Annotated in this window: 1 pseudogene; it reads right to left on the bottom strand. The window is 70.3% G+C overall.

Annotation, left to right across the window (positions count from 1 at the left end):
• Positions 1–1,259: pseudogene (locus tag BIS11_RS17885) on the bottom strand (hypothetical protein); the annotation flags it as partial.

Genomic DNA, 1,259 nt, shown 5'->3' with positions numbered 1-1,259 from the left:
CACCCTGAGCGTCAATGCTGCTCTCGGATTCGGCCTGGCCTTGCGGCTTGGCAGCGGCCGGCACTTTGGGCGCTACCGGTGCGGCGATCTCGGGAACCGGCTCGGCGCGCTGCTCGGTGGCTTTCGCAGGCTCGGGCGTTTCGTCTACCCCGGCAGCGGCCACCTCGGCCTTCGGCGCGGGTTCGGCGGTGTCGTCCTGCGCTTTCTCGACGTCGGCTGCGGGTTCGACGGCGTCGGCGCGCGGTGCGCTCTCTTCGACCGACACCGAACTGGACGGTGCGGACGGCTCCTCTGCATTGGTCGGTTCGATCGGCTGCTCGGCCTGCGGTGCCTGTGCCTTTTGAGCGACCGGCTCGGCCGCGTCGTTCTCGACCGGCGTCACTGGCGCTTTCGCGGCATCGCGGGGCGCTTGCGGCAGCGCTTCATGCACCGGCGCTTCTTTCTGCGGCTCTTCTTTCACCGGCGCGTCTTTTGAACGCTCTGCCTTGGGCGGCTCCTGGGCGCTGGCGGCGTCGCTCGGCGCGGAGTCCGCTGGCACAGCGACGCGCTGCTCGTCCTGTGCGACGTCTTCCTGCACGGGTTCGGCGGCGGGAGTGCTGGCCTGGTCGATCGACGGTTCGCGCGGCGCGCTCTGCTCCACCGGCTCGATCGATGGCTGCGGCTTGTCAGTCAATGAGGCAGTGTCGGCCTTGTCGCTTGCCGGCGCTTCTGGCGTGCTTTGTGCCGGTTGTGCCGGCGCCTGGGCGGCTTCTGCCTGCAGGGCGAGCTGCTCGGCTTCGGCCTTGGGGTTGACGGCCTGCTTGCGCGAACGGCTGCGCGGGTTGTTGCGGGTACGCTTGGGCTTGCCGTCGTCCTTGGGCGTATCCTGGCGGTTCTCCTGCTTGGGCTCCTGGCGGGCGTCCTGCTTTGCTTCGGGCTGCGGCTGGGCCGCGTTGCGGTTCGACTCGCCTTTGGCATCGCTCTTCTTGGCGTCGCGCGACTTTTCGCGTCGGCTCTCCGAGCGACGGTTGTCCGCCGGTGCCTCCTGGGGCGTCGGCCGTTCGCTCTGACGAGCGGGCTTGGCGGCGTTGTCTGGCGCCTTCTGGTCGCTGGCGGCACCGCTGCGACGGCGATTGCGTGTGCGGCTCGGGGTGCCGCGCTTGTCGCCCTCGTCCTGGCTCTTTGCCGGGCGCGAGGGGGCGTCACTGCGGTTCGCGGTGGCGTCGCGGCGGGCGTTACGCGTCGGGCGGCCACTGTTGGCGCGACGGTCATCAGTGGTG

This window comes from Halomonas sp. 707D4 (assembly GCF_024158685.1).
Lineage (GTDB): Bacteria > Pseudomonadota > Gammaproteobacteria > Pseudomonadales > Halomonadaceae > Vreelandella.
The sequence above is the reverse complement of the archived record's forward strand: the minus strand, read 5'-3'. Positions and strand labels throughout refer to the sequence as shown.